The organism is Microbacterium sp. MMO-35 (assembly GCF_037147555.1).
Lineage (GTDB): Bacteria > Actinomycetota > Actinomycetes > Actinomycetales > Microbacteriaceae > Microbacterium.
In genome coordinates, this window is the sequence record NZ_JBBCVH010000015.1 from 13,375 (window position 1) to 40,208 (window position 26,834).

The following is a 26,834-nucleotide window of genomic DNA, read 5'->3' on the forward strand; positions in this document are numbered from 1 at the left end:
TCAGACGCGCTTGGTGTCCCGGCGGAACATCAGCACCGCGAGGCCCGTGAAGACGAGGAACCAGACGATGAGGTTCGGCACCGACCAGCCGTCGGGGGCGACGCCGATCACGGCCGACTGCGACAGGTTCGCGATGCCCCACAGCGGGGTGAACTTCGCGCCGATCTGCACGGCCTCGGGCATGATCGCGAGCGGCACGAACAGGCCGCCCATGAAGCTCAGGATCGGCAGGATCGGGCCGAGGTAGCGCATCGCGTTCTGCGCGGGGAAGGCGTAGCCGACGGCGAGGCCGAGGCTGGTCAGCATGAGCGAGCTCAGCCAGGCGAGCACGCCGGCAGCGATCAGGTTCCCGAGCGGAGCGGTGATGCCGAGCACGGCGCCGACGATCAGCGTCACGATCACGGCGATCGCCCCGAGGACCATGCCGCACACGACCTTGACCAGGATGTAGACGACGGGGTTCAGTGGCGTCAGGCGGAGCTGGCGGCTCCAGCCCTGGGCGCGCTCGGAGGCGACGGAGACGCCGGTCATGGTGCTCGCGACCATCGCGCCGTAGACGGCCATCGAGATCATGATCGGCACCGCGGCGGACATCCCGCCCTGGCTGACCGGCACGCTCGAGATGGACGTGTTCTTGTTGGGCAGCCCGATCATCACGAGCATGGCGATCGGGAAGATCAGCGTGAAGACGACCACGCTGGAATTGCGGAACAGGCGCTTGAGCTCGACGCCGAGGAAGGTGAGGCTGAAGCCGCCCATCGGCGGCACGCGCCGGGAGGACGGATCGATCCGGTCCAGGCGTTCGGTGGCGGAGGTCACAGTCATTCCCCTTCCGTGTCGTCGCCGGTGAGCTGGAGGAAGGCCTGCTCCAGGTTCTGGCTGGTGATGGTGATGTCGTGCGCCGAGGTGCGGGTGAGCAGGTGGCGGGCCACCGCATCGGAGTCGTTGGCGCGGATGATGATGCGCGGACCGCGCACCTCGACCGAGTCGACCCCGGCGAGGGCGGCGATCTCGGCCTGGCCGGATCCTGATGCGTCCTCCCATTCGGCCTCGACCGTGCGGCCCGACGCCATCGCCTTGATCTCGGCGGTCGTGCCGTCGGCGACGATGCGGCCCCGGCGGATCAGGATGATCCGGTCGGCGTACTGGTCGGCCTCTTCGAGGTAGTGCGTCGCGAAGAGCACCGTGCGCCCGCGCTGGGCGTCGGCGTGGATCGCCTGCCAGAACGAGTGCCGGCCCTCCACGTCCATGCCTGTGGTCGGCTCGTCGAGGACGATGAGGCCCGGATCCGACACCAGCGCCATCGCGAAGCGCAGCCGCTGCTGCTGACCGCCGGAGCACTTCTGCACCTTGCGGTCGGCGATGTCGGCGATTCCGGCCCGCTCCAGCGCGGCGTCGATGCTGGTCGTGTGGGCGAACAGCGACGCGGTGAGCTTCATGGTGTCGCGCACGGTCACGTCGCTGAGCAGGCCGCCGGTCTGCATGACGGCGGAGACCAGGCCGCGCCCGATCGCCTGGCGCGGGGAGAGGCCGAACAGGGTCACCTCGCCGTCATCGGGCTGGGAGAGCCCGAGCAGCATGTCGATCGTGGTGGTCTTGCCGGCGCCGTTCGGGCCGAGGAAGGCCACGACCTCTCCCTGCGCGACCTCGATGTCCACGCCGTCGACGGCCGTGAAGCCGCGGAAGCGCTTCGTCAGGCCGTGTGCGGCGATCGCCGCCGGAGGGGTCGCGGGGGTGCGGGTGGCGGCGGGGGCCGTCCGGGTGTCGCTCATGATGTCGCCTCGTTCATGTGATCCAGTCTGCTCCGCGGCGCGCACGGCGCACGATGAACGATGTCATGGATCGGCTATGACATCCGTCATGGAACGCGGGGCGGACGTCCGGCGACGCCGTCGCCCGGCCGGCCGCTCAGGGGGTGAGCGCCGCGATCGCGCTGACCTCGATGAGCGCGCCGGGAACGCCGAGCCCCGCGACGCGCGCCGCGGTGACCAGCGGAGGAGCCCCGTCCCGCGCGAGCTTCGGGCCGACGGCGCCGTAGGCGGCGCGCAGATCCGCGTCCTGGTGGATCAGCACGGTCCAGCCGATGACGTCGGCGAGCGTCGCCCCGGCCGCGGCGAGGGCGGCCTCGGCGTTGTCGAGGGCGCGGGCGGACTGCACGGCCACGTCGTCGGAGACGACCGCGCCGGACTCGTCGACGCCGTTCTGGCCGCCGACGTGGATCATCGTGGACCCGGGCGGGATCACGGCGACATGGCTGAAGCCGGGGCTGTTCACGAGGCCCGGCACGGAGGGGTAGGAGATGCTCATGGCGCGAGGTTAGCCGCGGGCGCCGACATTGCACGGATCCCGCCACGTCGTGCGCGACGGATGCAGGATGCTGCGACCTCTGCAGGACGGATTCGGTCCTTGGCTCCTGCATCCGTCGGCGGATCCTGCATTCCTCGCGACGGACGCGGGGCGGACGCGCGACGCCGACCCGGATCCGGACCGCGGGTCGAGGCCGCCCGACGCGGCGCGATAGACTCGAGAGGCTCAACAGGAGGTTGCCCGGTGATCCTTCACTACATCGTGTTCGGAATTCTGTTCCTCGGCGGATTCGTGCTGCTGGGCATCGCCCCCGGCCTGCCCGCATGGCAGGGTCCCGTCTTCGTCGCGGGCATCCTGGCGATCAGCCTCGCTCTCGCGTACATGATGCGCGAGCCGGGCGGCGCCACCAAGCGCAGCCGCTCCTGGGAGAACTGAGCCCCGCCACCGCGCATCCGGCTCAGGGCTTCGGGTGCGCGGCGAAGAACCGCCAGATCGTGCCGGTCGCGTCGAGCGCCTCCGACGGCTGATTCCCGCCCGCGGTGGAGCGGCCGGCCTTGACCGGCGAGCCCGGCCAGCCGTGCCCCCCGTCGGCGATCGTCACCAGCTCCACGGCCCGGCCCTCGGCGCACGTGCCGACCGCGGTGGTGACCACCCCGGCCGTCGTCGAGGTCGCCGGGGCGCATCGATCGACGACGCGCCACTGGTCGATCACCGCGGGGACCGGCGGTCCGTCGATCGCGGCCGGCCCCGTGCCCGTCCCGCCGTCGAAAGGGATCGTGGTGTCCTGCAGGCCGTGGATGTGGATCACCGAGGTCGGAGCGGGGGTCTCGCAGGTTCCGAGCATCGTCGCCGAGTCGGGGCCGATCGCGGCGAACAGATCGGTCCGGCACGCCAGCGTGTAGGCCATGATTCCGCCGTTGCTGATCCCGGCGGCGTAGATCCGCCGGTCGTCGAGGGGGATCCGGGATCCGATCGCGGCGACCATGTCCTGGATGAAGCGGACGTCGTCGATGTCGTTCCGAGCGGGGTAGCCGCAGCAACCGCCTCCGGTGTTCCAGGCCGGTTCGACGGGGCCGAGACCGTCGGGGTAGGCGACCACGAACTTCTCCCGGTCGGCCTCCTGATCCCAGCCGTAGTACTGCTCCGCGACCGCCGCGCTGCCCCCGCCGCCGTGCAGCATCACCACGAGCGGAGCCTCGGGCGGCAGCCCCGCGGGCGTGTGCACGCGGTAGGTGCGCGCGATGCCGCCCGAGACGAGGGTGAACTCCTCCGAGCCGGAGGCTCCCGGCACAGGGGCGGGCGTCCCGGTGCCGGAGGGCGCGGCAGGCGCGACGGGTGACGGCGAGGGCGACGCCGAGCCGGTCCGGGGCCCGGCGCCGCCCGGGTGCCCGAGGAGCCCGGCCGCCGCGGCGCCGCCGAGAAGGGCCAGCGCGGCGACGGCGCCGAGCGCGATGAGGACGCGGGACCGGAGCATGCCGCCGAGCGTAGCCGCGGGATCCGGTCCGCCTCGTCCTCCCCCGGGTGCGAGCTGAAGCGGCGGACTACTCCTCCGGGAGTACGCGTGCGGTACCCCGCGGGCGGATCCGCCTCCGCGGCGGCGCGATTAGCATCGGAGGATGCCCGATCAGCCGCTCGAAGACATGCCGAGGGCGTCGACGGCGTGGTTCGGCCCGGACACGGGGCGGATCCCGGCGGGCCCGCCGGCCCGGGTGGGGCTGATCGCACCGGTGGTGCTGAGCCTGCTCGTCCAGGTGCCGGCGAACGCATGGATCGCGGCCCATCTCCCGGGTCATGGGTTGCGCTGGCGGATCGTCCTGCACCTCGTCCTCGCCGTCACCGGGCCGCTCGCGCTGCTCGCGGCCCGGCGATTCCCGGGTCCGACGGTCGCGCTCGTCTCGGGGCTGGCACTGCTGGACGTGCTCACCGCGCCGGTCGCCGGCCCGCCCTACCTCGCCCTCGCGTTCGCGATCGCGATCGCGGTCGCCCGCGGGGCGGTGATCTGGGCCGCGGTCTCCGTGGCCACCGGCTGGGCGGCGGCGATCCTGATCGGCGTGAGCATCGGGCGGGTCTGGCATCCGGGCCTCATCGTGGCGGCCACGGCCGCGCTCGCGGCGAGCTTCGCGATCGGCGCCTTCGTGCGCGTCCGCGGCGCCCGGGTGGCGGAGCTGCGGGCGGATGCGCAGCGGCGCCGGCGCAGCGCCGAGGAGCGTGAGCGGGTGCGCATCGCCCGGGAGCTGCACGACGTGCTGGGGCATGCGCTTTCGCAGATGAACGTGCAGGCCAGCGTCGGGCTGCACCTGTTCGACCGCGACCCCGAGCAGGCGCGCGCGGCGCTGCAGAACGTGAAGGACACCTCGAAGCTCGCGCTGGAGGAGGTGCGGGGCGTGCTCGGCGTGCTCCGCGACGGCGAGGCGCCGCTCGTGCCCCAGGCCGAGCTCGCCGAGCTGCCGCGGCTCATCGCGGGACTCACGACGCCGGGCCTGGAGATCGCGCTGGACGACCGCCTCGGCGGCACCGCGCCGAGCCGCGCGACCCAGTTCGCGGCGTATCGCATCGTGCAGGAGGCGCTGACGAACGCGGTCCGGCACGCCCAGGCCGCCCACGTGAGCGTCATCCTGGAACGGCGGGAGGGTGCGGATCCGGCGCTCGTCGTGACGGTGGCCGACGACGGGCGCGGCTTCGGCGGCGCGGATCCGGGCGCCTCGGGGCACGGCGGCGTACTGGGCATGCGCGAGCGTGCGGCGCTCCTCGGCGGCGTCGTGGAGGTCGGCGACGGCCCGGACGGCGGGGCGCGCGTCGTCGCGACGCTGCCGTGGGGGAGGGCCTCGTGATCCGGGTCGCCCTGGCCGACGATCAGCTGCTCGTGCGGGCGGGGTTCCGCGCGCTGCTGGACGCGGAGGACGGCATCGAGGTCGTCGCGGAGGCGTCGGGCGGGCAGGAGCTGCTGCGGAGGATCCGCGAGACGCCCGTGGACGTCGTGCTGATGGACATCCGCATGCCGGACGGCGACGGGCTGTGGGCCACCGAGCAGATCGCCGCGGATCCGGCTCTCGCCGACGTGCACGTCGTGATCGTGACGACGTTCGAGCTCGACGAGTACGTGGTGCGGGCGGTGCGCGCCGGCTCCGCCGGCTTCCTCGTGAAGGACACCGAGCCGGCCGATCTCGTGCGCGCCGTGCGCGTGGTCGCCGCGGGGGACGCGCTGCTCTCCCCGGGCGTCACCCGGCGACTGCTCGAACGGCTCACCGTCGGGCTGCGCGATGCGCCCGACCAGCGCGCGCTCGACGGCATCACGGAGCGCGAGCGCGAGGTGCTGCGTCTGGTCGGGCAGGGGCTCACGAACGACGAGATCGCGGCACGCCTGTTCCTCAGCCCGCTCACCGCGAAGACGCACGTGTCGCGGATCATGGCGAAGCTGCACGCGAGGGATCGGGTGCACCTCGTCGTCCTCGCCTACGAGACCGGCCTCGTCGCCCCCGGCTGGCAGTAGCCCCCTCTCCCCACGATCGAGTCGGCCCCCTGAGCACGGCCTAGGGCTCGTGCTCAGGGGGACGACTCGATCAAGGGGCGATACTCCCGGGGGAGCACGTCGAATCACTCCCGGGGCCGGATTCGGCGGAGCGCGCAGATCGCGAGGCTGGATCCATCGGTCGAGATGCGGCCGAACCGATCCAAGGATGGTCACTCATGATCGCAACCGTCGCGGCCGCCGCCGCGCATCCCGGACACCTGGGCTTCCACCCCTTCTGGCCCGTCTTCATCATCGGCCCCCTGATGTTCCTCGTCATCGTGGGCCTCCTCGTCGCGATCCTGGTGCGCCGCCGTCGCTGGGGCGGCCCCGGGCCCTGGGGCTGGCACGGCGCCCCGGGCACGCCGGGCGCTCCGGGCGCGACCGCGCCGTGGGCGGGATCCGCGCAGAGCCGCACGGCCGAGCAGATCCTCGCCGATCGCTTCGCCAAGGGCGACGTCGACGAGACCGAGTACCGAGCGCGGCTCGAGGTGCTGCGCGCGAACCGGCCGGAGGCCTGAGCCCGGCGCCCCGGGCGGGATCCCGGTGACCGGTGGCCCGTCGTGCCTGTGCGCGGCGGGCCACCGGTGCGCGTGCGCGAGAATGGGGGCATGCCCCGGTCGACCTCTTCGCTCGCGTCCGCAGGCGCGCCGTGACCGAGGGCGGCCGCGAGGGCTCGCGCACCGCGCAGATCTCCGCGGACCTGCGCCGGCGGATCGCCGAGGGCGGGTTCGCCGCCGGCACGCGCCTCCCCAGCGAGGCGGCGCTGAGCGTCGAGTACGGCACGACCCGCAGCGTGATCCGCGGGGCGCTCGCCCGGCTCGCCAGGCTGTCGCTCGTGGTCTCGCGGCCGCGCGGCGGCTGGATCGTGCAGGCCGCGCATCAGACGCAGGGCTTCGCGCGGATGCAGTCGTTCACCGAGTGGGCGAGCGAGGGCGGGCGCACGCCGGGCGGCACGATCACGTCCCGCACCGTCGGGCCCGCCGACGCGCGTGAGGCCCAGCTGTTCCGGATCCGGCTCGGCGCGCCGCTGCACCGTTTCGTGCGGCTGCGCACGCTGGACGGGCTGCCGGTCATGATCGAGCGATCGGTCTGGGCGCCGTGGGTCGCCGAGGTCGTCACCCTGATGCCGGACGACGTGCGCTCGACCACGGCCGCGCTCGCCGAGGCCGGGATCCGCGTCGCCTCGACGAATCACCGGATCGAGGCGGCCGCCGCGACGACCGAGGACGCGGCGCTGCTCGGCGTGCGGCGCTCGAGTCCGCTGCTGCAGGTGGGCCGCACCACGACGACGCGCGAGGGACGGCTCGTGGAGCTCGGCGTGGACCGCTACCGCGCGGGGGCGATCGCGTTCGAGATCGAGGCGGGGCAGACGGTCCGCACCGCGCTCTGAGCTCGGGGTGGGCGGCGCGTTTCGTCTCGGGCGGCTGCGCCGTCCTCGCTCGACGACCCCGGGGAGGGGCGGGGTGCGCCGTTGTCGCTCGACCCCCGGGAACCGGGGAGGGGCGGAGACAGCCCAGTGTGCACGCTCGGCGGCCGGATCCGGGGCATCCCGGCCCGATGCCACCGGTTCGTCCTCCCGCGTTCACCCGCCGTTCCCCTCCGCTTGCTGTCCTCGAGGTCGGCACCGATCCGGTCGCCCACCCGCCGTCCCGAGGAGCGTCCATGTCCAGCGAGCCCGTCCCGTTCACCCCGGACCCCTACGACCGCCCGCGGACCGTCCCCGACGAGGTCCTCCGCTCCGGGCTCACCCGCCGCGGCATGCTGCGCGCGCTCGGCCTGCTGGGCGGCGCCGCCGCCGTGGGTGCGGGGATCGGCGCCGGGGCCGCGACCTCCTCCGCCTCGGCGGCGACCGGCGCGGGCCGCGGAGCGCTCGCCGCGGGCGGCGCGCGCGCCTATGCCCTGCCCGAGGGCTTCTCGGGCGACATCACCGACATCAAGCACGTCGTGATCCTCATGCAGGAGAACCGCTCGTTCGACCACTACTACGGCGCGCTCCCCGGCGTGCGCGGCTTCGACGACAAGCAGGCGCTGCGGTTCCCCAACGGCACGGACGTCTTCTCCCAGCCGCAGGGATCCTCCTTCGTGAAGCCCAGCCGGGTGACCACGGTCGCCGGCACGACCACGGGCCTGGACCACTCGTACTCGGGCGGCACGTCGGCCTGGGCCGGCGGACGCTACAACAACTGGGTCGGGGCCAAGGGTGCCAACACCATGCACTACGTCTCCGGCGAGGAGATCCCCTGGCAGTACTCGCTCGCGAGCGCCTACACGATCTGCGACAACTGGCACTGCTCGGTCATGGGCCCGACCACGCCGAACCGCCTCTACGCGTGGACCGGCACGTCGGGCGGCGTCGTCGACAACGGCGGCGAGTCCAACGGCAACCGCGCCTGGCAGACCTACCCCGAGGCGCTGCAGGCCGCGGGCGTGTCGTGGCGGATCTACGTCGACAACACGAACAACGGATCCAGCTGGGTCGGCGACTACACCGACAACCCGATCCGCGGCTTCAACGCCTTCACGACCTCTGGCTCGTCCGCGCAGGACACGGCGAACCGCAACGACGCCACGAAGAACGCGGCCGGCACGGGCCTGGTGTGGCGCGCGGGATCCGCGCCCTACGCGTCGACCGGCGTCGTCAACAACGACAGCGACGCCAACCTCAACGGCGTGCTGAAGGACTTCATCGCCGCGTGCAAGCCCGGCGCGCAGTACCCGCTGCCGCAAGTCTCCTGGATCGTCGCGCCGTACAGCTGGTCCGAGCACCCCTCGGCGAACCCCGAGCACGGCGCGCACTTCTCGAACCGCGTGATCCAGACGCTGCAGAGCAACCCGGACATCTGGAAGAGCACGCTGCTCATCATGACGTTCGACGAGAACGACGGGTACTTCGACCACGTGCTGCCGCCGTTCGCCGAGCCGGGCACCCCGGGCGAGTACAACGGATCCACCCCCATCGGCTACGGAGCCCGGATCCCGACCATCCTCGTCTCGCCGTGGACGCGTGGCGGCTGGGTCGGCACCGAGACGTTCGACCACACCTCGCTCATCCGGTTCCTGGAGACGTGGACGACCGCGATCGGCACCCCGGCGCTGTCGACCACGATCACGGCGTGGCGCCGGGGCATCAGCGGCGACCTCACGAGCGCGATGGACTTCGCGCACCCCGTGATCGACGTGCCGTCCCTGCCCGACACCGACGCGCTCGTGCAGATCGCCCGCGCGGGCGGCACGATCGGCACCCAGGTGCCGCCGGCCGACAAGTGGTCGAGCACCCCGCTCAAGCACCGTCCGCTGTCGTACCACCCGCACGGCGTGTTCGTGGAGGACCGCAAGACGGGGAAGGTCAGCGTGCAGCTGAGCCTCGTGGGCGGCCCCGCCGGCAAGGCGGTGAGCCTGCAGGCCTTCCCGGACAAGTACCTCCCGTTCGCGAACACGCCCTACACGGTGTCGGCGGCCAAGCCCGCGGCGCACGTGTGGGACGCGACCGCGCAGGACGGCCGCTACGCGTTCTCGGTCTACGGTCCGGACGGATTCGTCCGCTCGCACGCCGGCACGGTCGTCCCGGCCGGGCAGAACGGCGCGGGAGTGCCCCGCGTCGACGTCGATCTCCTCCCGGGCGCGACGCCGACGGTGCAGATCGCGCTGCGCAACGACGGACGTCAGCCGGTGCACTACAGCCTCGTGCCGAACGACCACGCCGGCACCGCCCAGCGCATCTGGGTGAAGCCGGGCGGCACGGAGAAGATCACCTGGCCCACCGACGAGGGCTACTACGACGTCGTCATCACCGCCGACGCGAACTCCGGCTGGCGGCACCGCTACGCGGGTCGCGTCGCACAGCTGCCGGCCTGACCGCGTCGCCGCCGCGCACCGCACCGAGTCCCGAACACCGCAGCACCCGATCCGATGGAGTCCCGCATGACCGTCCCGCGCCGGCGCCTGCGCCGCTTCGCCCTCACCGCCGTCGTGGGCGCCGCCCTCGTCGTCTCGACGCTGGCCGCGACGCCGGCCGCCGTCGCCGACCCGACACCCGCCCCGTCGGCGACGTCCGCCCCGGATCCGTCCGCGAGCGCGCCGCCCGCCTCCTCGTCGCCGGCGCCGACCGCACCGTCGTCCGACCCGGCGCCGCAGCCGGCCGTCACGACCGCGCCACCGGCCGCGCCCGCCCCGGCCGTGCGCGCGGCGGTGCCGGGGGCGATCGCCCCGGTCGCGTCGTACGCCTTCGACGCCGACAGCGGATCCACGGTGAAGGACGTCTCGGGCAACGGCAACGACGCGACCTGGGTCGGATCCCCGGGATACCGCCCGGGCGTCTCCGGATCCGCGGCGACGATCGGCCTCGGCACGAACTACGTGAAGCTGCCGCTGCTGGCGGGCAAGACCGACGGATCCGGGAGCTTCTCCTACGAGTTCTGGATGTCGGAGCAGAGCCGCACGTCGTACGGAACGCTCATGAGCAACCAGGACTTCGCGTCCTGCAACAACGCGGGCCTCACGCTCTACAACCAGACCACGCAGGGCGTGCTGCAGGCGTGCTGGGGCACGACGGCCGGCGGCACCAAGCGCTACCTCAACAACGCCTCCCCGAACATCGCCGGATCCTGGCACCACGTCGCCGTGACCGTCGACCGCACGGCGAACGTCATCATCGTCTACACGGACGGCGTCGAGACCAAGCGCTCGGCGGCGGGCGAGGTGACGGCCTCCACGAACCTGAAGAGCGGGTTCGCGTTCAACATCGGCGGGTTCAGCGGCAGCGAGAAGGACGTCAGCGACGGCTACGTGAGCGCCGCGATCGACGACCTGCGGTTCTACAACGCGGTGCTCCCCGCCGCTCAGGTCGCCGACGACTACTCGACGCTCAAGCCGGACTCGGGCACCTACACGGTGGCCTTCGACGGCAACGGCGCCGCCTCCGGGGCGATGCCCGCGCAGACCCTCACGATCGGGAAGTCCGCGGCCCTCCCGGCCAACGCGTTCGTCCGCCCCGGCTACCAGTTCCAGGGCTGGGCGCTGAGCGCGAAGGGCCAGGTCGTCTACGCCGACGGGCAGTCGGTGGCCGACCTCACGGTCCGCGCGGACACCACGGTCACTCTCTCCGCGATCTGGAGCCGGCTGCGCGCCCCCGGCGACGCCGTCGCTCCGTTCGCCTCCTACGACTTCGAGACGGGCGACGGCACCGCGATCCCCGACTCCTCCGGCCGCGGCAACGACGCGACCTGGTCGGGGACGCCGTCGTACGTCGCCGGGACGTCCGGCAAGGCGGCGTACGTCAACGCCCCGGACGGCAGCACGCGCGGCGTGAACTTCTTCTCGCTGCCGCTCGTTCCGGGTCGCACCGACGGATCCGGAAGCTTCTCGTACGCGTTCTGGCTGAAGGAGGCCTCGTCGAGCTCCGACTCGCCCCTCGTCTCCAACCAGGACTTCCGGCACTGCTACAACCGCGGCGCGACGCTCTACAACACCGCCGGCAGCCCGGGGATCCTGCGCGGGTGCTTCGGGCAGAACGGCACCTCGACGACGCAGAACTACCTCTCCGACGCCAGCCGCACCTCGGTCATCGGAGCCTGGCACCACGTCGCGGTCGTTGTCGACCGCGCGGCGGGCACCATGACGACCTATGTCGACGGCGAGCAGACCGCGCAGAGCACGAGCCTCGGATCCGGGTTCTCCCTGGTCAGCGGCTATCCCTTCCGGGTCGGCGCCGAGGGGTCGCTGCTCGACGACGGCGACGGCTTCGTGAACGCCGCGATCGACACCTTCGACTTCTACGACCGCGCGATCTCCGCCGCGCAGGTCCAGAACGACTACACCGCGACCCACTCCGGCGACGTCGTGACCGATGGGTCCACCGTCGCCCGCGGCTTCGTGTCGGGCGTGCTGCGGGCGCCTTCCGTGCGCGCCGGGGCAGCGGTCTCGCAGTCCGTCGCGGGCCTCTGGAACGGCGGATCCGTGACCTCCTACACGAAGGTCGAGGGGGATGACTGGCTGAACGTCGACGCCCAGGGCGTCGTGACCGGCACCGCACCGGCGACGGCGCCCGCCGACCCGGGCTCCCTCACCGTCGAGGCGACGGACGGCACGACCACCGCCCGCATCGAGGTCGAGGTCCCGGTGATCCCGGCCGACGCCGCGGCGCCCTTCGACGCGGTGACCTGGAACCTCTGGGACGCGGGCGGGCACGTCAACGACGCGATGCTCAAGAACCTCGCCGTGATCGCCGAGAACGGCTTCGACGTGATCGGGGTGCAGCAGGACGGCGGCACCGCCGCGACGGCCCTCGCGAAGGCGCTCGGCTGGAACGCGCTCGAGGGTCCCGGCGGCGTCGGCCTGATCTCGCCGCACCCGCTCAGCGCGCGCACCGTGGTCGGCGATCAGCCGGGCATGGGGGCGACCGTCGACGTGCTCGGACGGAAGGTCCGCGTGTGGACCATGGGGCTCGACCGCACCGGGTACGGGCCCGAGGCGGCCTGCCTCGGCGGGGTCGCCGACCCTGCGACGCTCGTCGCCGCGGAGCGCGGCAGCATCCGGTACGCGCAGGTCGACGCGCTCGCGACGGCGATCGGACAGGAGACCTCGGGCGCGACCCCGGTGGTCGTGCTCTCCGATCTGGAGTCCCCGTCGGGCGCCGACTGGACCGCCGCGACCGCCGCCGCCCACTGCGGCGTCGGCGCCGTGGACTGGCCCGTGCCCGCCCGCCTCGCGCAGGCCGGGCTCGCGGACGCGTACCGCACCGCGAACCCCGATCCCGTCGCCGACCCGGGAAGCACCTGGTCTCCGATCGTCGTGAAGGCGCCCTCCGGCGCCGACGAGCCGCAGGACCGCATCGACACCGTGCACTACGCCGGATCCGCGCTGCAGGTGCTCGGGGCCAACACGGTCGTGGCCGGCTGGCCCTCGCCGACCGCCGTGCTCCGCAACGCCTGGGCGAGCAACCACCGCGCCGTCGTGGCGTCGTTCACGATCGGCAAGGCCGCACCGGATCCCTCCTCCCTGCCCGCGGTGGTCGCGGCGGCTTCGGGGCGCACGGTGACGCTGCACACGGTCCCGGCGGGATCGGCGGGCATCGAGTACCGCGTCGACGGGGGCGCCTGGCAGCCTTATGCGGCACCGTTCGCCGTGCCGGGCACGGCGGCCGCGCTCGTCGAGTACCGGGCGACCGACCAGGGCGTGACCGGCCCGGTCTCCGGGCTGCGGCTGGCCGCCGCGACCGCGGGGGCTGTCGCCGATCTGCTCGCCCTCGGCACGGCGAAGACCGTGCAGAGCGGCACCGCCTTCACCGGCGTCGGGGCGAAGGCGGTCGACGCCGACGGCAACCCCGTGGCCGGCCTGACGGTGACGTTCACCGCGCAGGGGGCGACCTTCGGGACCGCGACCACGGCGACCGCGACCACCGACGCGGGGGGCATCGCGCTCGCGCCGACCGCGACGGCCGGGGCGGCGGGCACGGCGACGATCAGCGCCCGGCTCGGCGACCACTCGGTGACCCTCCCGGAGATCACGGTCGTGGATCCGGCTCCGACGCTCGGCGCGGACGTGTCGGCGAAGGCGGCGATCGCCGGGACGAAGACCACCCTCACGGTGACGGTGACCAACACGTCCTCGACCGCCGCCGACGTCAGGGTCGTCACGAAGTACGGCACGCGGACCTTCCCGGCGGTCGCCGCCGGAGCCAGGATCGACGCGGCGTTCACCACGCCGCTGCCCTCCCTGCCCGCGGGGTCCGTCACCGTGACGGTGTCCGGACCCGCGGGGCAGCGCACCGTGACCGCCGCCTACGACGCCGCCCGATGACCCGCCCGCAGCAGCAGCCGAATCCCCTCGGACAGGAGACGCAACGATGACCGAATCGACCCCGCACCCCGCCCGCATGCTCACCCGGCGCCGGATGCTCGTCGCCGGAGCCTGGTCGGTCCCCGTGATCGCGGTCGCGGTCGCCGCCCCGCGCGCCGCCGCATCCGGAGAGGTCGTCCTCGAGCTGCTGGGCGCCTCGGACGATGCGCTGACCATGACGGTCCCGGTCGGGGATCCGGACAGCTCCTCTGACGCGTTCTACGTGACGGCGACCGGCACCGGATCCGTCCCGCAGAACTGGACCGCGAGGATGCTCGGCGCGACGGGGATCGCCGGCTGGGACTCCAGTCTCCTGGCGGATGCCGGCGGAGACGGGGTCATCGTCCCCCTCGACGCCGGCGTGCTCGCCCTGCCCTTCTTCGCGCTGAAGGCCGGATCGTTCGTCCTGCGCATCAGCGCGGAGGGGACGGGGATCTCGAAGGACTTCGCGATCACGCTGGTCGTGCCGTGAGCACCGTCCGCGGGGCTCGGATCCGGATCCGGGTCGGTGCCGTCCTGTCCACGGCTCTCGTGGCGACGGCCCTGCTCGCCGGCTGCACCGGCGCCGGGACGGCGCAGAGCGCGCCGCAGGGCGGGAAGGCGGCAGCGGACGGGAAGGGCGTGCGGATCGCGGTGGTCGCCCCCACCGAGGCCGTGAGGCTCGGCGACGAGATCGACCTCATCGTGCGCATCACCGAGGACGGCCGGCCGATCGCCCCGCGCAGTGCGACCTTCGAGGTCGTCTCGGGGCCGGGGTCCTACCCGGGTGGCTTCGAGAGCTCGAGCACGGACTCCGACGGGATCGCGACATCGCTCGCGATGCAGGCGACCGCCGCCGGTCCTGTCGTCGTGCGGGTCGCCGCGGGACAGGTCAGCGCCGACGTGACGGTGACCATCGCCGGATCCTGAGCAGATTCCGACGGTTGTATCCCACATCGAGAATGGCATACCATTTCGGCACCACTCGGAACGACGGGCCCACGCCCGTCGCTGGCGTGTGCGGAGGTCGCGTGATCGGACTCGCGAGGGCGGCTGAGCCTCGGCGCACGCGCCGGTGACGAGTCGATCCGGGACGTCCGGAGGAAGCGAGTACACAGGGTGATCAGCACCAGCAGGCCCGGCCACGGAACGACGTTCGTGGTGACGGAGAGTCACAGCGACAGGATCGCGTTCGTCGATCTCACCGATCCCGGATCGCCGGTGGAGTCCGAGGTCGTCGTGGGGGAGGCGCCCTGGGCGGTCGCCGTGCACGAGGGGTCGCGGCGGGCCTACGTCAGCACCGCGGTGGGGCTCGCCGTCGTCGACCTCGACGTCCGCGAGCGGATCGCGCTCGTGCCGTACCTCGCGCAGCCGACGGTGGTCGAGTACGGCGAGGAGCGCCCGGGCGGGACGGGCGTCGTCGTGACGCCGGACGGATCCGCCGTCTACGTCGCCGTCACGCGCGCCGGCCTGAACTCGGTCGTGGAGCGCTTCGACACTGCGGCCGAGGCCTTCACGGACTCCTTCGAGGTCGGGCTGCGACCGTTCGATGTGCAGATCTCACCGGCCGGAGACGAGGTGTACACGATCGATCACGACTCCTTCACGCTCAACACCATCCGCCTCCCGGAGCACGTCGTGACGAGCGCGGAGATCGCTCCCTTCGGCACCGAGGGCGGCCTGATGTCCCACTACAAGCCGCACTACGCCGCGGTCGCCGAGGACGGCACGCTCTACCTGCCCTACCAGGGGCAGGGGCTCGTGGTGTACTCGCCCGGCACGCGCACCTACGAGACGCGGGCGATGACCGCCGACTCCCACCAGCACGGCGTCGGTCTGACGACGGACGGACGGCTGCTGGTGGTCGGAGTCGGCGCGATCGGCGGCGCGACGAAGGGGCCGAGCCTCACGATCCGCGACCTCGGATCCGGTGAAGAGACGGTGCTTCCGCTCGAGAAGGGCCACGAGAACGTCGTGGAGTGGCTGGATGCGCCCGACGGCAGGCGCAAGGCGATCCTGACCGGGGGATCCACCAGCCGGGGGCCGTGGGACGGTCTCGCGATCGTCGATCTGGAGTCGCTCGCCGTCTCCGAGATCGCCGTGCCCGGCCGCCCGCAGATGGGCGTCCTGATCGCTGCGGCGTGAGCGGGGATCGAGGGGCGCAAAACCCTTGACTTCCCCAAATTTGTATACCAAACTCGTCTCTCGTAAGTAATGTATTACACACTACTTGCGCTACCCGATTTGCCTCCGCGCACGTGTCGAGACCACGCGGCGGACGAAAGGAACCCGAAATGTCAATGAAGACACAGCGGCGCGGGCGCCTCATGGCCCTCGGCGTCGCCCTCGCCCTCGGCTCGGTGCTGCTGTCCGGCTGCATGGGGAGCGCCGGCTCCGCGACCAGCACGGGAGGCGGCGCGACGACCGCGCCGGACAACGGCTCCGCGACGCTCGCGCTGCCCACCGAACCGGCGAACATCGATCCGATCATGATGCGGTCGATCTCGGCGTGGAACATGTACTACGCCGTGTTCGACGGCCTCACCCGGATCGACTCCGCGGGCAAGATCCAGCCCGGCCTCGCGACCGAGTGGAAGTCGAACGCCACGCAGGACGTCTGGACGTTCACGATCCGCAAGGGCGTCACGTTCCAGGACGGATCCGCGCTGAACGTCTCCGACATCGTTTACACCTACAACAAGATCCTGGCCAGCGACAAGTCGACCAACCGGGTCGCGATCGCCATGATCTCCAAGGTCGAGGCGACCGACGACCACACCGTGCAGTTCACGCTGAAGAACCCGTTCAGCGCATGGCTCAACCAGGTCGCCACGATCGGGATCGTCCCGGAGAAGGTCTACGAGGCGGAAGGGCCGGACAAGTTCCCGGACGCGCCCGTGGGCTCCGGACCGTACAAGTTCGTCTCCTGGAACCACGGCGTCGACTACAAGGTGACCCGCAACGACGACTACTGGGGCGACAAGGCGAAGATCAAGGACATCACGTTCTCCTTCGTCGGTGCGCCTGACGCCCGCGTCACGGGCGTCGAGTCCGGCACGCTCGACACCGCGATCATCCCGGCCAGCCAGGTCCCGGTCTTCACGGGCGCGTCGAATGCCAAGGTCGTCGAGGCGGCGTCGAACCAGATCGCGTTCATCGGCGTGAACACCACCGCCGGGGCGCTGTCGAACCTCAAGGTGCGCCAGGCGATCCCGCTCGCGATCGACCGCAAGTCGATCATCGACAGCCTGCTGAACGGCTACGCCTCGCCCACCGGGCAGCCCGTCGCGAAGGGCGTCACCGGCTACGTGGACGGGTTCCCGACCCCGAAGTACGATCTCGCCGCCGCGAAGAAGCTCGTCGCGGACTCCGGCTACGACGGCTCGGAGATCACGCTGCAGTACGCGAGCACCGGTGGATCCCCGACCGACCCCGAGGTCGCTCAGGCCATCGCGGCGGACCTGGGCAAGGCCGGCCTGAAGATCAAGCTGGTCGGCGCCGAGCAGTCCAGCCTCAGCCTGAGCCTGGCCAACCACCAGATCACCGGCCTGTACCTGAACGCGTGGTCGCCCTCCAGCATGGACGGCGATGTCGTGGTCAGCCAGCTCCTCGCCGGCGGCCCCGAGGACTACGCCCGCAGCCCCGAGATGGCGCAGCTGTACCTCGACCAGCAGGCGGCCAACGCCGACAAGCGGGCCGACGTGTTCAAGAAGATCTGGTCGTGGAACGCCACCAACGTGTCGAACGTCCCGCTCTGGCAGAACACGAACACCTACGCGGCCGCGAGCACCATCTCGTGGACCCCCGCCGTCGACGGCATCTACCGTGCCGCAGAGGTCGGCCGCTCGGCCAAGTGACCTCAGTGCGGGGCCCGTGCCGCGGGCCCCGCACTGATCTCATCCCCTGGAGATCACATGTCCTACGTCATCCGCCGCATCCTGCAGGCCCTGGTCACCCTGTTCGTCGCGGTCACCATCGCCTTCGTGCTCGGGCGCATGTCGGGCAAGCCTGCCGCGCTCATCCTCACCGAAGGGGCGACCGCTCAGCAGATCGACGAGCTCAACGGCAAGCTCGGATTCAACGACCCGATCCTCGTGCAGTACGGCCGCTATCTCGCCGGCCTCCTGCACGGCGACTTCGGGGTCTCGTATCGCAACCCCGGGCAGTCCGCGATCGGCATCATCCTCGAGCGGCTTCCCGCCACCACCACGCTCGCGCTGCTGTCCTTCGCGATCGGCCTCGTGCTCGCGGTCGTCGCGGCGGTGCTGGTGCACATCACCGGGAGCCACACGCTGCGCGCCCTGTTCGTCTGGAGCGGGGCGCTGCGCTCCTCGGTCCCTGACTTCTTCTTCGGCGTGCTGCTCGTGCTGATCTTCGCCGTCGGCCTGGGATGGCTGCCGAGCCTCGGATACACCGGCCTCCCCTCCTTCGTGCTCCCGGTCGCGACGATCGCGACGGCCCAGTTCGTGCTCTACGTGCGCCTGCTCGACTCGGCGCTCAGCGAGCAGACCACGGCCGAGTACGTCCGCACCGCGTACGCGCGCGGCAAGAGCCACGCGGCCGTCGTCGCGACGGAGATGCTCCCCAACGCCTTCCTCCCCATCCTCACGGTCGCCGGCCTGAACCTCGCCGGCCTCCTCGGCGGCACGATCATCGTCGAGCAGGTGTTCTCCTGGCCCGGCATGGGCGTCGCGCTGATCAACGCGGTGAGCCAGCGCGACTTCGCCGTCGTGCAGGCCGGCCTGCTCGTGGTCGTGCTCATCTTCGTGGTCGTCAACGTCGTCGTCGACCTCCTCTACTCGCTCATCGACCCGAGAGTGAAACTCGCATGACCGACACAGTGGCAATGGCACAGGTGGGCACGGCGGCGCCCCGCCGTCGGCGGCTCAGCGCGCGGCAGGGGCGGTGGCTCTCGACATGCGGCGGCCTCATCGTGGTCCTCGTGATCCTCGCGATCATCGCGGTGCACCTCTGGCCCGGCTTCGACCCCTTCACCCAGGACCTCGCGCATGCGCGACTGGGACCGTTCGTCGACCCGAAGCATCCGCTGGGGACCGACGTCGTGGGACGGGACCTCCTCAGCCGCGTGGCGGCCGGCGGACAGACGACCCTCCTCATCACCGCTGCGATCGTGCTCGTCAACTTCGTCGTCGGCACCGTGCTCGGCCTGCTCGCCGGGTTCTTCGGCGGCTGGGCCGACAACGTCATCGCGCTCGTCACGGACGTCAGCCTCGCGCTGCCCGCCGTGCTGCTGCTCATCGCGCTCTCGGCGATCTTCGGGCCGAGCGCCCTGCTGATGATCCTTGTGCTGGGCTTCACGCACTGGATGAGCTTCGCCCGGCTCGCGCGGGCGACGGCGCTGTCGTTGCGCAGCCGCGACTTCGTCATGGCGCCGCGGATGCTCGGCGCCTCCTCCGCGCGCATCATCCGCACGCACATCCTGCCGCACGTACTCCCGCAGATGTTCATCGTCGCGGTGACGAGCATCGGATCCGTGATCCTGCTGCAGGCCGGCCTCGACTACCTGGGCCTCGGGATCCAGCCGCCCGACCCCACCTGGGGCGGGCTGGTCCTCGAGGGGCAGAAGTACATGCGCCTCTCGCCGTGGCAGGTGATCCTGCCGGGGCTCGCGATCTTCCTCGTGGTCGGAGGAACGACGTTCTTCAGCCAGCGGTTCACGGCGGAGAGCACCCAGCCCCTCCGAAAGGTGCGGTGACATGTCTGCAGAGATGATCCGGAAGGCTCCGCTGCTGGAGGTGAACGGACTCGTGGTGACCACCACGGGCCCCGACGGGGAGACGGTCCGACTCATCGACGACGTGTCGTTCACCGTGGACGACGGCGAGGTCGTCGGCATCGTGGGGGAGTCCGGGTCCGGGAAGAGCCTGACGATGCTCGCGGTGATGGGTCTGCTCCCGTACGGCCTGGAGGTCGCCGCGGGATCCATCCTCTGGCGCGGAAAGGACATCGTGGGCCTGCGCGAGCAGCAGCTGCGCGAGATCCGCGGGCGCGACATCGGCATGATCTTCCAGGATCCGATGACCGCGCTCAACCCGCTGCGGCGGATCGGCTCGCAGCTCGCCGAGGCGATCCGCCTGCATCAGCGGGTGCCGCGCCGTGTCGCGAGAGCCCGGGTGCACGACCTGCTCGACACCGTCGGGGTGAAGGATGCGGCGAAGCGGGCGCGCGCCTACCCGCACGAGTGGTCGGGAGGCATGCGCCAGCGCGCGGTCATCGCGATGGCGATGGCGAACGATCCGGCGCTGCTGATCGCCGACGAGCCGACGACCGCGCTCGACGTCACGGTGCAGGCGCAGGTCATGCGCACGCTGGAGAAGGCGCGTGCCGAACTGTCGTCCGCGCTCATCCTCATCACGCACGATCTCGGCCTCGCCGCGCAGAACGCCTCGCGCATGCTCATCATGTACTCCGGGCGGATCGTGGAATCGGGCAGCACGCGGGACATCTTCCTGTCGCCGACGCATCCCTACACGCAGGGTCTGCTGAAGAGCCGGCTCGCCGAACGCGACGAGCGCGCCTACGCGATCCCCGGCAATCCGCCCTCTCCGCGGCTGCGGCCATCGGGTTGCGCGTTCGCGCCGCGCTGCGAGCTCTCGCGCGGGCGCTCGATCTGCGTCGACGCCCGCCCGCGCCTGGAGCTGCGGGCGAACGGCTCGTGCTCCGCGTGTCATTTCGCCCAGGAGCTGGGCGCTCCCGTCGCACCGGTCGGATCGGAGGCATGATGTCGGACTCGCGCAGCGACGAACCCCTGATCGAGGTCGCCGATCTGCACGTCACCTACGGACGACGCGGTGCGGTGCGTCGCGGCAGGGGCGTGCAGGCGGTGCGGGGAGTGAGCCTCGCGCTCACCGCCGGGCGCACCCTGGGACTCGTCGGAGAGTCGGGCTGCGGCAAGTCGACCCTGATCCGGTCGCTGTTCGGCCTGAGCCCGGTTGCGTCGGGGACGATCCGCGCCTTCGGACAGGACATCACCCGGATCCCGCCGCGCCGCCGCCGCGAGTTCGGCGGACGCATGCAGATGGTGTTCCAGGATCCGTACTCGGCGCTGGATCCGTGGATGACCGTGCATGAGATCGTGGCCGAGCCGCTGCGGATCACGGGGCGGTACGACCGCCGAGCGATCGATGAGCTGCTGGACCGGGTGGGCGTGAGCGCCGAGATGGCGGCGCGCCGACCGGGGGAGTTCTCCGGCGGGCAGCGGCAGCGCGTCGGCATCGCCCGCGCGCTCGCGCTCAACCCGAAGGTGCTCGTGCTCGACGAGCCGGTGTCGGCCCTCGACGTCTCGATCCAGGCGCAGATCCTCAACCTGCTCGACGACCTGCAGAAGGACCTCGGGCTCTCGTATCTGTTCGTCTCCCACGACCTGTCCGTCATCCGTCACGTGGCCGACGACGTCGTCGTCATGCAGGCCGGCCGTTTCGTCGAGGAGGGAACGATCGAGCAGGTCTTCGACCACCCGGAGCACCCGTACACGCGGACCCTGCTCGACTCCATCCCGCACGTCGATTTCGTCTGAGAGGATCCGCGATGCCGCTGAGGAACGATCCCGGGTCCGCCCCGTCCCCGCCACCGTGGTGCTCCGCGACGCGGCGATCCTCGACGTCGAAACCGGTGAGGTGTCCGCCCCGCGCACGATCGTCGCGCAGGCGGGGGACATCGTCGAGATCTCCACGTCGACGCGCACCGTCGCCGGGGCCGAGGAGTTCTCCGTCGCCGGGGCGACGGTGCTGCCCGGCCTGATCGACGCCCACGCCCACGTGACGCAGGCGTCGGGCGACTTCGCCGAGATCCTCTCGTGGACACCGGCCTATCACGCCGCGCGCACGGCTCGCGAGCTGCACCGCATGCTGCTGCGCGGCTTCACCACGGTGCGCGACATGGGCGGCGCCGACACCGGCCTGCGCCGAGCGGTCGAGGAGCGCCTGGTCACGGGGCCGATGCTCAAGGTCGGCGGTCCGATCTTCGCGCCCACCGGCGGGCACGCCCTCACCCGGGTCGTCGACGGCGAGGTCGAGGTGCGGCGCGCGCTGCGCGCCGAGCTCCGGGATGGCGCCGACCACATCAAGCTGACGCTCTCGGGCGGGGTGATCTCCCGGATGCGGATCGATTCGCTCGGCTTCTCCGAGGCCGAGATCCTGGCCGCGGTGGACGAGGCGCACCTCGCCCACCGCTACGTCGGCGCCCATGTCTATTCGGCCGAGGCGGTGGCGCGGGCGCTGCGGCTCGGCGTGCGCACGATCGAGCACGGCAACTTCCTCGACGAGGAGTGCCTCGCGCTCTTCCTCGAGCGCGGTGCGTTCTACGTGCCGACGCTCGCCACCTTCTGGGCGATCGTCGAAGGGCACACCGGCCGGCATCTCGATCCGGACGCACGCGCCGCCGTGGTCGAGGTCTTCGAACGCGGGCTGGAGTCGCTCGCCCTCGCCGACCGGGCCGGGGTGAGGATCGGTTACGGCACGGACCTGCACGGGGAGGGCCTGGCGTTCCAGCTCGAGGAGTTCAGGATCCGGGGGCGGGTGCAGGATCCGCTCTCCGTCATCCGTGCGGCGACCGTCGTGGGCGCCGAGATCATCGGCGAGGAAGGCAGGGTCGGCATCGTCCGGGAAGGCGCCCGCGCCGACCTGATCGCGCTGGACGGCGACCCGTCGCAGGACCTGTCCCTGCTGTCCTCGGGCACCGCGCTGCGCCTCGTCCTGACGGACGGACAGCCGATCCGCCTCGACGGCTCTCAGCGCCGTCGCACGACGTAGCACCCCGTCTCACGACCGACAAGGGACAGTTCTTGCCCGATGGCAGCATGCCTGTCTTGTCTGATGGCATCATGCCCGCCGGCGGCCCCCGCACGATGCGGGACTCACGCCGTGCCCGCGGGTCAGGCGAGGATCTCGGAGCGGGCTCTCCCGCCGAGCCGGGGTGTGCGCAGCGGGTCCGTCGACGGGGGCGGAAGGAACCACACCTTCGCTCTCACGCCGGCGCCCTCGATGCGGATGTCCCAGCCGTTGTCGTGGATCAGGTGATGGCACGTCTCGCAGAGCAGCACCCCGTTCTCCAGGTCGGTGCCGCCGTGGTCGCGAGCCCACCACTCGATGTGATGGGCTTTCGTCATTCCGGGCGGCAGCCCGCAGAACGCGCATCCGCCGTCCCGCTCGGCGAGGGCGGTGCGCTGGGCCGCCGTGAAGAACCGCTGCTTGCGGCCCCAGTCGAGCACCTCGCCCTTCGAGCCGCAGACCCAGGGGATGACGCCGCCGCCCGCCGCCATGCGCCGCACGGTCGTGGCGCTCACGGGCTGGTCGATGCCGTCGATGAGACCGTGGCCGGTGCCGTTCATGAGATCGTCGAGTCCGATCCGCACGACGACCGTGGCGCCGTGGAGGGAGGCGGTGCTTTCGCAGGTCAGGGCGTGCTCCGCGAGGTGCACGAGGGCGTCGGCCTGGATCGCGGCGACGCTGCGTCGGTCGGCCTCGGGGGCGGAGCGATCGCGCCCGTCGCGCTTCGCGGCGAACTCCGCCGACACGAAGCCCTGGATGGCGGCCTTGACCGGGGCGCCGCGCGCGGGGTCCAGCGTCACGCTGATGTGGAGCATCCCCTCGCGCTCGAACATCGACAGCGACGCCCTCGCCCGCAGTTCGTCCTCGCGCGGTGCGACCCCATCCGGGTCGAGGTGCGCCTCGAGTCGCGTGATCATCCGTCGGACGTCGTCGTGCGAAAGCCCGGGTGCGCGCTCCGTGAGCACCCGTTCGGCCTCGGCGGTGCGGGTCTCGTCGACGGTGAGCCGGATCCTCTCCAGGAACACGATGATCGCGCTCGCGGCCGCCGCGCTCAGCCGCCCTTCGCGCATCGCGGCCTGCACCAGCGGGAACCGCGAGGGGCGGGGTTCGCCGAGGAGGTTCGTCCGAGGCGCGATCGCCTCGCCGACCTTGACGAGCCGCGCCGCTTCGCCCGTGGAGGCCCCGGTCGTGGTGGCGATCAGCTGTGACGCGGTGCGGAAGCCCTGCTGCTTGGCGAGCGACTGCGGGCCGAGCTCGGGGCGGGACTCGTAGGAGATCCGGCTGCCGACGTCGGACTGCAGCCCCTCGGAGATGCGCTTCACGAGGCCCAGCGCCTCGGTGACGGCGAGCAGCTGGGGGCGCGAGAGGTCGGCGGAGGTCGGAGCGGCACCCCACGCCTGCTGGAGGCGTCGGGTCGCCTCCCGCAGGGGATCGAGTGTGCTGCTCATCCCACGATTCTATCGATTCATCGAAGATAGCTTCGAAGTTATCCACAGATGGCGATCGTCGTCCGAGCCCGCGGATCCGGCCCAGTGCGCACACTCGGCGCGGGGATTCCGCCCGGGAGGCGGTCCGAAGCGGCGACGTCGTCTCCTGTTCACCTCTCGTTCGGCCGGCTTTGCTGGCCTCGGGATCCGACAGGCGTTTCCGCGACAGCAAAGGACCCCCATGATCTCTCGACGTTCGCTCATCACCTCGACGGCCACGGCCGGCGCCCTCCTCGCCGCGAACGCCGCCTTCACCGCGGTGCCGGCCGCCGCGGTGGTCCCCGCGGGCAACGGCAAGGGCAACAACGGCAACGGGAAGGGCAACGGCGGCCCGAACGGCCGCATCACCTCCTTCACCGTCATCAGCGACATCCAGGGCGACCTGAACGACTTCGCCCGGGCCCTGCAGGACATCGCGGAGATCAACCCGGGCAGCGCCGGGATGGCGATCGCCGGCGACATCACGCCCCGCGGCTACGACTTCGAGTACGCGCAGGTGAGCAAGGTGCTCGACGCCAACCCGAAGCCGTCGACGCTGGCCTGGGCGATCGGCAACCACGAGTTCTACGTGCCCAAGTACTCCGACCCGAACACGCTCGCCCAGGCGACCTGGCCGAACGGCGCGACCGAGGACTCCCTGTTCAAGAGCTTCTACACCTTCGCCGGTCGCAACACGATCTACAACGAGCAGCTGTTCGGAGACGTGCCGGTGCTCATGATCGGCACGGAGAAGTACATGCACTACCACGACGCCACGCTCTGGGACGAGGTCTGGATGAGTGATGCCCAGTTCGCCTGGCTCGAGGACCGCCTGTGGTACTGGCGCGGGCGTAATCGCCCGGTCATGGTGATCAGCCACCACCCGCTGCCGAACACGGTGTCCGGCTCGCGGAACAAGCTCTACATGTCGGACTACCTGCAGACCGACCGGCTGCTGGGGCTGCTGGGTCGTCACCCCGACGTCTTCCTGTTCACCGGTCACACGCACTGGGATCTGAACCTGTCGGACTGGTACGCACGGCGCGTCGTCCCTGGTACCGGCAACCTCGACGGCTTCAACGTCATCAACACGGGCGCGATCCAGACGGGCTGGACCGACAACGGCGCCGGCGGCGAGAGCGTCGTCCCGGGCGACTTCAACCAGGGTCTGCAGGTCGAGGTCGGATTCGACCGCGTGACGATCAAGGCGCGCGACTTCGGCCGCAAGCAGTGGATCAAGCAGATCCAGATCCCGCTCTCCGGCCAGTGGTCCTGACGCGGGGGTGAGGCGCCTGGGCGACTCCCTCGGATCGCTCGGGTGCTCCTGATGCGCGTTCTGTTCAATCCCGGAGCCGCGACCATCCGTACCGTCGGAGTCATCCACGAGCGGAGGTTCGGTCATGAGCAAGGTCATCTGCGGTCTGTCGGTCTCGGTCGACGGGTTCATCACGGGGCGGGATCCACGACCGGGGCACGGGCTCGGCGACGGCGGTGTGCTGTTCGACTGGTACGGCAGCGGAGACGTGCCGAGCAGGGTGTTCGCCGGCTTCCGGCTGTCGGCGCCGAGCGTGCGAGTGTTCGACGAGCTGGCGTCGCGTGTCGGCGCGAGCCTGGCGGGGCACACCACCTACGCCGATTCCGACGACTTCGCCGGAGGAGCACCGCACCCCACTGCTCCGCTCGTGGTGCTGTCGCACGAGTCGTTCCCGCCGGCGAACGAGCGTCAGACGATCGTCAGCACGGGCCTCGCCGATGCGGTCGAGGAAGCCAGGCGCCTGGCCGACGGAAAGGATGTGGGGCTCATGGGCGGCGTCCTGGTCACCGAAGCGCTCAAAGCCGGGCTGGTCGACGAGCTCATCCTGCACCAGGTGCCTGTGCTGCTGGGCTCCGGACGCCGCTTCTTCCACGAACTTCCGCGGCACATCGCACTGCGGATCCACGACGTGGTGTCCGCGCCCGACGTCACGCACCTGCACTACCTCGTCGAGAACGCCGGACGCACCATGACGCAGGAGGACGCGCGATGATCCTCGTCACCGGAGGCCTCGGCATGATCGGCGCGCACACCGCGGCCGCGCTCGTCGACCGCGGCGAGGAGGTGGTGGTCACGGCGCATCGGCGCACGGACGTGCCCGCGTTCCTCGTCGACCGTGTCGCCATCGAGACCGTGGACGTGGCCGACCGTGAAGCGTTCCTCGCGCTCGGCGACCGGCACGACATCGGCGGCATCGTGCACCTGGCCGGCAGCATCCCCGAAGCGGATCCGATCCCGTACTTCCGGCGTGACTCCGCGGGGCTGTTCACCGCACTCGAGGCCGCGCGGACCTGGGGGGTCGACCGATTCGCCGTGGCGGGCAGCATCAGTTCCTACGAGGGGCGCGACGAGCGGCCGTGGACCGAGGATCTCGCCCTGCCGCTCGCGGTGCCACCGCACCCGATCGCCGCCTTCAAGAAGGCGGTCGAGCCGCTGACGCTGTCGGCGCTCGCCGGCACCGCCGTGCAGCCGGTGCTGCTGCGGATCGGCAGCACCTGGGGTCCGTTGATGGATCCGGAGTCTCCGTTCAACCCCGTGCCGGGGACCGTGAGCGCCGTGCTGCGTGGGGAGCGCCCTCGCCCGCTGCCGGCCCGCGGCGGCGACTTCGGCTACGCGCCGGACTCCGGTCGCGCGATCGCCCTGCTCATGACCGCGCCTGTGCTCGCGCATCTCGCGTACAACGTGTCGAGCGGGGTGCCGTTCACCGCGGCTGAGCTCATCGACGCGCTCGACGCCGCGCTGCCCGGATCCGGGATCGCGCTGACGCCGGACGCGGATCCGGCCGGCGAGGGGCCGTACCTCGACATCGCGCGACTGCGGGCGGAGACGGGGTTCGCTCCGGCGTTCGACGTGGCCGGCGCCGTGGCGCACTACGTGGATTGGCGTCGCGAGAACCCGCGGTAGTGCTCCGG

Annotated in this window: 24 protein-coding genes; 19 read left to right on the forward strand and 5 right to left on the reverse strand. The window is 71.6% G+C overall.

Annotation, left to right across the window (positions count from 1 at the left end):
• The 3 genes from WFJ01_RS18270 to WFJ01_RS18280 form a co-directional block, all read right to left on the reverse strand.
• Complete coding sequence (locus WFJ01_RS18270; RefSeq protein ID WP_292886785.1) at positions 1-825, reverse strand: ABC transporter permease; 825 nt, start codon at positions 823-825, stop codon at positions 1-3.
• Entirely contained in the window at positions 822-1,772 is a 951-nt protein-coding gene (locus WFJ01_RS18275; protein WP_251439331.1) for an ABC transporter ATP-binding protein, read from the reverse strand. Before WFJ01_RS18275 ends, WFJ01_RS18270 begins: the two co-directional genes overlap by 4 nt.
• A gap of 136 nt (positions 1,773-1,908) precedes the next feature.
• A complete protein-coding gene (locus WFJ01_RS18280; RefSeq protein WP_251439329.1) occupies positions 1,909-2,307 on the reverse strand; it encodes a RidA family protein in 399 nt (132 codons plus the stop codon).
• A 243-nt stretch (positions 2,308-2,550) separates the two neighbouring features.
• Here WFJ01_RS18280 and WFJ01_RS18285 point away from each other — a divergent pair, with 243 nt between their 5' ends.
• Positions 2,551-2,742, forward strand: coding sequence for a hypothetical protein (locus WFJ01_RS18285; protein ID WP_045249567.1), 192 nt, complete (start codon positions 2,551-2,553; stop codon positions 2,740-2,742).
• A 22-nt stretch (positions 2,743-2,764) separates the two neighbouring features.
• On the opposite strand, the gene WFJ01_RS18290 is transcribed toward WFJ01_RS18285, so the two are convergent.
• A complete protein-coding gene (locus WFJ01_RS18290; protein WP_336629934.1) occupies positions 2,765-3,781 on the reverse strand; it encodes an extracellular catalytic domain type 1 short-chain-length polyhydroxyalkanoate depolymerase in 1,017 nt (338 codons plus the stop codon).
• A 142-nt stretch (positions 3,782-3,923) separates the two neighbouring features.
• Between WFJ01_RS18290 and WFJ01_RS18295 the strand changes: the two genes are divergently transcribed.
• From WFJ01_RS18295 to WFJ01_RS18365, 15 genes are all read left to right on the forward strand, one after another.
• Positions 3,924-5,138: a sensor histidine kinase gene (locus tag WFJ01_RS18295; protein WP_336629935.1), complete on the forward strand. Its 1,215-nt coding sequence runs from the start codon at positions 3,924-3,926 to the stop codon at positions 5,136-5,138.
• Entirely contained in the window at positions 5,135-5,797 is a 663-nt protein-coding gene (locus WFJ01_RS18300; RefSeq protein ID WP_336629936.1) for a response regulator transcription factor, read from the forward strand. The genes WFJ01_RS18295 and WFJ01_RS18300 overlap by 4 nt, the downstream gene beginning before the upstream one ends.
• Before the next feature lie 197 nt (positions 5,798-5,994).
• The gene (locus WFJ01_RS18305; protein ID WP_251439321.1) at positions 5,995-6,336 is read left to right on the forward strand and encodes a hypothetical protein; all 342 of its coding nucleotides are present in this window, start codon (positions 5,995-5,997) and stop codon (positions 6,334-6,336) included.
• A gap of 131 nt (positions 6,337-6,467) precedes the next feature.
• On the forward strand, positions 6,468-7,208 hold the full coding sequence (locus WFJ01_RS18310; RefSeq protein WP_251439320.1) for a GntR family transcriptional regulator: 741 nt from the start codon (positions 6,468-6,470) through the stop codon (positions 7,206-7,208).
• A gap of 272 nt (positions 7,209-7,480) precedes the next feature.
• Positions 7,481-9,673, forward strand: coding sequence for an alkaline phosphatase family protein (locus tag WFJ01_RS18315; RefSeq protein ID WP_336629937.1), 2,193 nt, complete (start codon positions 7,481-7,483; stop codon positions 9,671-9,673).
• A 66-nt stretch (positions 9,674-9,739) separates the two neighbouring features.
• Positions 9,740-13,615: a LamG-like jellyroll fold domain-containing protein gene (locus WFJ01_RS18320; RefSeq protein ID WP_336629938.1), complete on the forward strand. Its 3,876-nt coding sequence runs from the start codon at positions 9,740-9,742 to the stop codon at positions 13,613-13,615.
• Positions 13,616-13,661: 46 nt separating this feature from the next.
• A complete protein-coding gene (locus WFJ01_RS18325; protein WP_292886739.1) occupies positions 13,662-14,126 on the forward strand; it encodes a hypothetical protein in 465 nt (154 codons plus the stop codon).
• Positions 14,123-14,563, forward strand: a complete 441-nt coding sequence (locus WFJ01_RS18330; protein WP_292886736.1) for a hypothetical protein — start codon at positions 14,123-14,125, stop codon at positions 14,561-14,563. The genes WFJ01_RS18325 and WFJ01_RS18330 overlap by 4 nt, the downstream gene beginning before the upstream one ends.
• A gap of 231 nt (positions 14,564-14,794) precedes the next feature.
• Entirely contained in the window at positions 14,795-15,778 is a 984-nt protein-coding gene (locus WFJ01_RS18335; RefSeq protein WP_295034262.1) for a YncE family protein, read from the forward strand.
• A 149-nt stretch (positions 15,779-15,927) separates the two neighbouring features.
• Entirely contained in the window at positions 15,928-17,490 is a 1,563-nt protein-coding gene (locus WFJ01_RS18340; protein ID WP_292886730.1) for an ABC transporter substrate-binding protein, read from the forward strand.
• Between the two features lie 57 nt (positions 17,491-17,547).
• Positions 17,548-18,465 (forward strand): ABC transporter permease, encoded by a 918-nt coding sequence (locus tag WFJ01_RS18345; RefSeq protein WP_251439300.1) that lies wholly within the window; start codon positions 17,548-17,550, stop codon positions 18,463-18,465.
• Positions 18,462-19,349 carry an ABC transporter permease gene (locus WFJ01_RS18350; RefSeq protein ID WP_336629939.1) on the forward strand — a complete coding sequence of 296 codons (888 nt, stop codon included), beginning with the start codon at positions 18,462-18,464 and terminating at the stop codon, positions 19,347-19,349. The genes WFJ01_RS18345 and WFJ01_RS18350 overlap by 4 nt, the downstream gene beginning before the upstream one ends.
• Before the next feature lies 1 nt (position 19,350).
• Complete coding sequence (locus WFJ01_RS18355) at positions 19,351-20,376, forward strand: ABC transporter ATP-binding protein (protein ID WP_251439297.1); 1,026 nt, start codon at positions 19,351-19,353, stop codon at positions 20,374-20,376.
• Positions 20,373-21,170: an ABC transporter ATP-binding protein gene (locus WFJ01_RS18360; RefSeq protein ID WP_336629940.1), complete on the forward strand. Its 798-nt coding sequence runs from the start codon at positions 20,373-20,375 to the stop codon at positions 21,168-21,170. Before WFJ01_RS18355 ends, WFJ01_RS18360 begins: the two co-directional genes overlap by 4 nt.
• Before the next feature lie 55 nt (positions 21,171-21,225).
• Complete coding sequence (locus WFJ01_RS18365) at positions 21,226-22,404, forward strand: metal-dependent hydrolase family protein (protein ID WP_336629941.1); 1,179 nt, start codon at positions 21,226-21,228, stop codon at positions 22,402-22,404.
• Between the two features lie 122 nt (positions 22,405-22,526).
• Here the strand turns inward: WFJ01_RS18365 and WFJ01_RS18370 are convergent, their stop codons facing one another.
• Complete coding sequence (locus tag WFJ01_RS18370) at positions 22,527-23,870, reverse strand: HNH endonuclease (RefSeq protein ID WP_336629942.1); 1,344 nt, start codon at positions 23,868-23,870, stop codon at positions 22,527-22,529.
• A 220-nt stretch (positions 23,871-24,090) separates the two neighbouring features.
• Between WFJ01_RS18370 and WFJ01_RS18375 the strand changes: the two genes are divergently transcribed.
• From WFJ01_RS18375 to WFJ01_RS18385, 3 genes are all read left to right on the forward strand, one after another.
• The gene (locus WFJ01_RS18375) at positions 24,091-25,164 is read left to right on the forward strand and encodes a metallophosphoesterase family protein (RefSeq protein WP_251439282.1); all 1,074 of its coding nucleotides are present in this window, start codon (positions 24,091-24,093) and stop codon (positions 25,162-25,164) included.
• Between the two features lie 124 nt (positions 25,165-25,288).
• The gene (locus WFJ01_RS18380; protein WP_251439280.1) at positions 25,289-25,915 is read left to right on the forward strand and encodes a dihydrofolate reductase family protein; all 627 of its coding nucleotides are present in this window, start codon (positions 25,289-25,291) and stop codon (positions 25,913-25,915) included.
• Positions 25,912-26,826 (forward strand): NAD-dependent epimerase/dehydratase family protein, encoded by a 915-nt coding sequence (locus tag WFJ01_RS18385; RefSeq protein ID WP_336629943.1) that lies wholly within the window; start codon positions 25,912-25,914, stop codon positions 26,824-26,826. The genes WFJ01_RS18380 and WFJ01_RS18385 overlap by 4 nt, the downstream gene beginning before the upstream one ends.
• Positions 26,827-26,834 lie beyond the last annotated feature (8 nt).

Bases quoted from the DNA above. Each gene is read 5' to 3' on its own strand.
- WFJ01_RS18270 (WP_292886785.1), bottom strand. From the start codon at position 825: ATGACTGTGACCTCCGCCACCGAACGCCTGGACCGGATCGATCCGTCC.
- WFJ01_RS18275 (WP_251439331.1), bottom strand. From the start codon at position 1,772: ATGAGCGACACCCGGACGGCCCCCGCCGCCACCCGCACCCCCGCGACC.
- WFJ01_RS18280 (WP_251439329.1), bottom strand. From the start codon at position 2,307: ATGAGCATCTCCTACCCCTCCGTGCCGGGCCTCGTGAACAGCCCCGGC.
- WFJ01_RS18290 (WP_336629934.1), bottom strand. From the start codon at position 3,781: ATGCTCCGGTCCCGCGTCCTCATCGCGCTCGGCGCCGTCGCCGCGCTG.
- WFJ01_RS18295 (WP_336629935.1), top strand. From the start codon at position 3,924: ATGCCCGATCAGCCGCTCGAAGACATGCCGAGGGCGTCGACGGCGTGG.
- WFJ01_RS18305 (WP_251439321.1), top strand. From the start codon at position 5,995: ATGATCGCAACCGTCGCGGCCGCCGCCGCGCATCCCGGACACCTGGGC.
- WFJ01_RS18315 (WP_336629937.1), top strand. From the start codon at position 7,481: ATGTCCAGCGAGCCCGTCCCGTTCACCCCGGACCCCTACGACCGCCCG.
- WFJ01_RS18320 (WP_336629938.1), top strand. From the start codon at position 9,740: ATGACCGTCCCGCGCCGGCGCCTGCGCCGCTTCGCCCTCACCGCCGTC.
- WFJ01_RS18325 (WP_292886739.1), top strand. From the start codon at position 13,662: ATGACCGAATCGACCCCGCACCCCGCCCGCATGCTCACCCGGCGCCGG.
- WFJ01_RS18340 (WP_292886730.1), top strand. From the start codon at position 15,928: ATGTCAATGAAGACACAGCGGCGCGGGCGCCTCATGGCCCTCGGCGTC.
- WFJ01_RS18345 (WP_251439300.1), top strand. From the start codon at position 17,548: ATGTCCTACGTCATCCGCCGCATCCTGCAGGCCCTGGTCACCCTGTTC.
- WFJ01_RS18350 (WP_336629939.1), top strand. From the start codon at position 18,462: ATGACCGACACAGTGGCAATGGCACAGGTGGGCACGGCGGCGCCCCGC.
- WFJ01_RS18355 (WP_251439297.1), top strand. From the start codon at position 19,351: ATGTCTGCAGAGATGATCCGGAAGGCTCCGCTGCTGGAGGTGAACGGA.
- WFJ01_RS18360 (WP_336629940.1), top strand. From the start codon at position 20,373: ATGATGTCGGACTCGCGCAGCGACGAACCCCTGATCGAGGTCGCCGAT.
- WFJ01_RS18370 (WP_336629942.1), bottom strand. From the start codon at position 23,870: ATGAGCAGCACACTCGATCCCCTGCGGGAGGCGACCCGACGCCTCCAG.
- WFJ01_RS18375 (WP_251439282.1), top strand. From the start codon at position 24,091: ATGATCTCTCGACGTTCGCTCATCACCTCGACGGCCACGGCCGGCGCC.
- WFJ01_RS18380 (WP_251439280.1), top strand. From the start codon at position 25,289: ATGAGCAAGGTCATCTGCGGTCTGTCGGTCTCGGTCGACGGGTTCATC.
- WFJ01_RS18385 (WP_336629943.1), top strand. From the start codon at position 25,912: ATGATCCTCGTCACCGGAGGCCTCGGCATGATCGGCGCGCACACCGCG.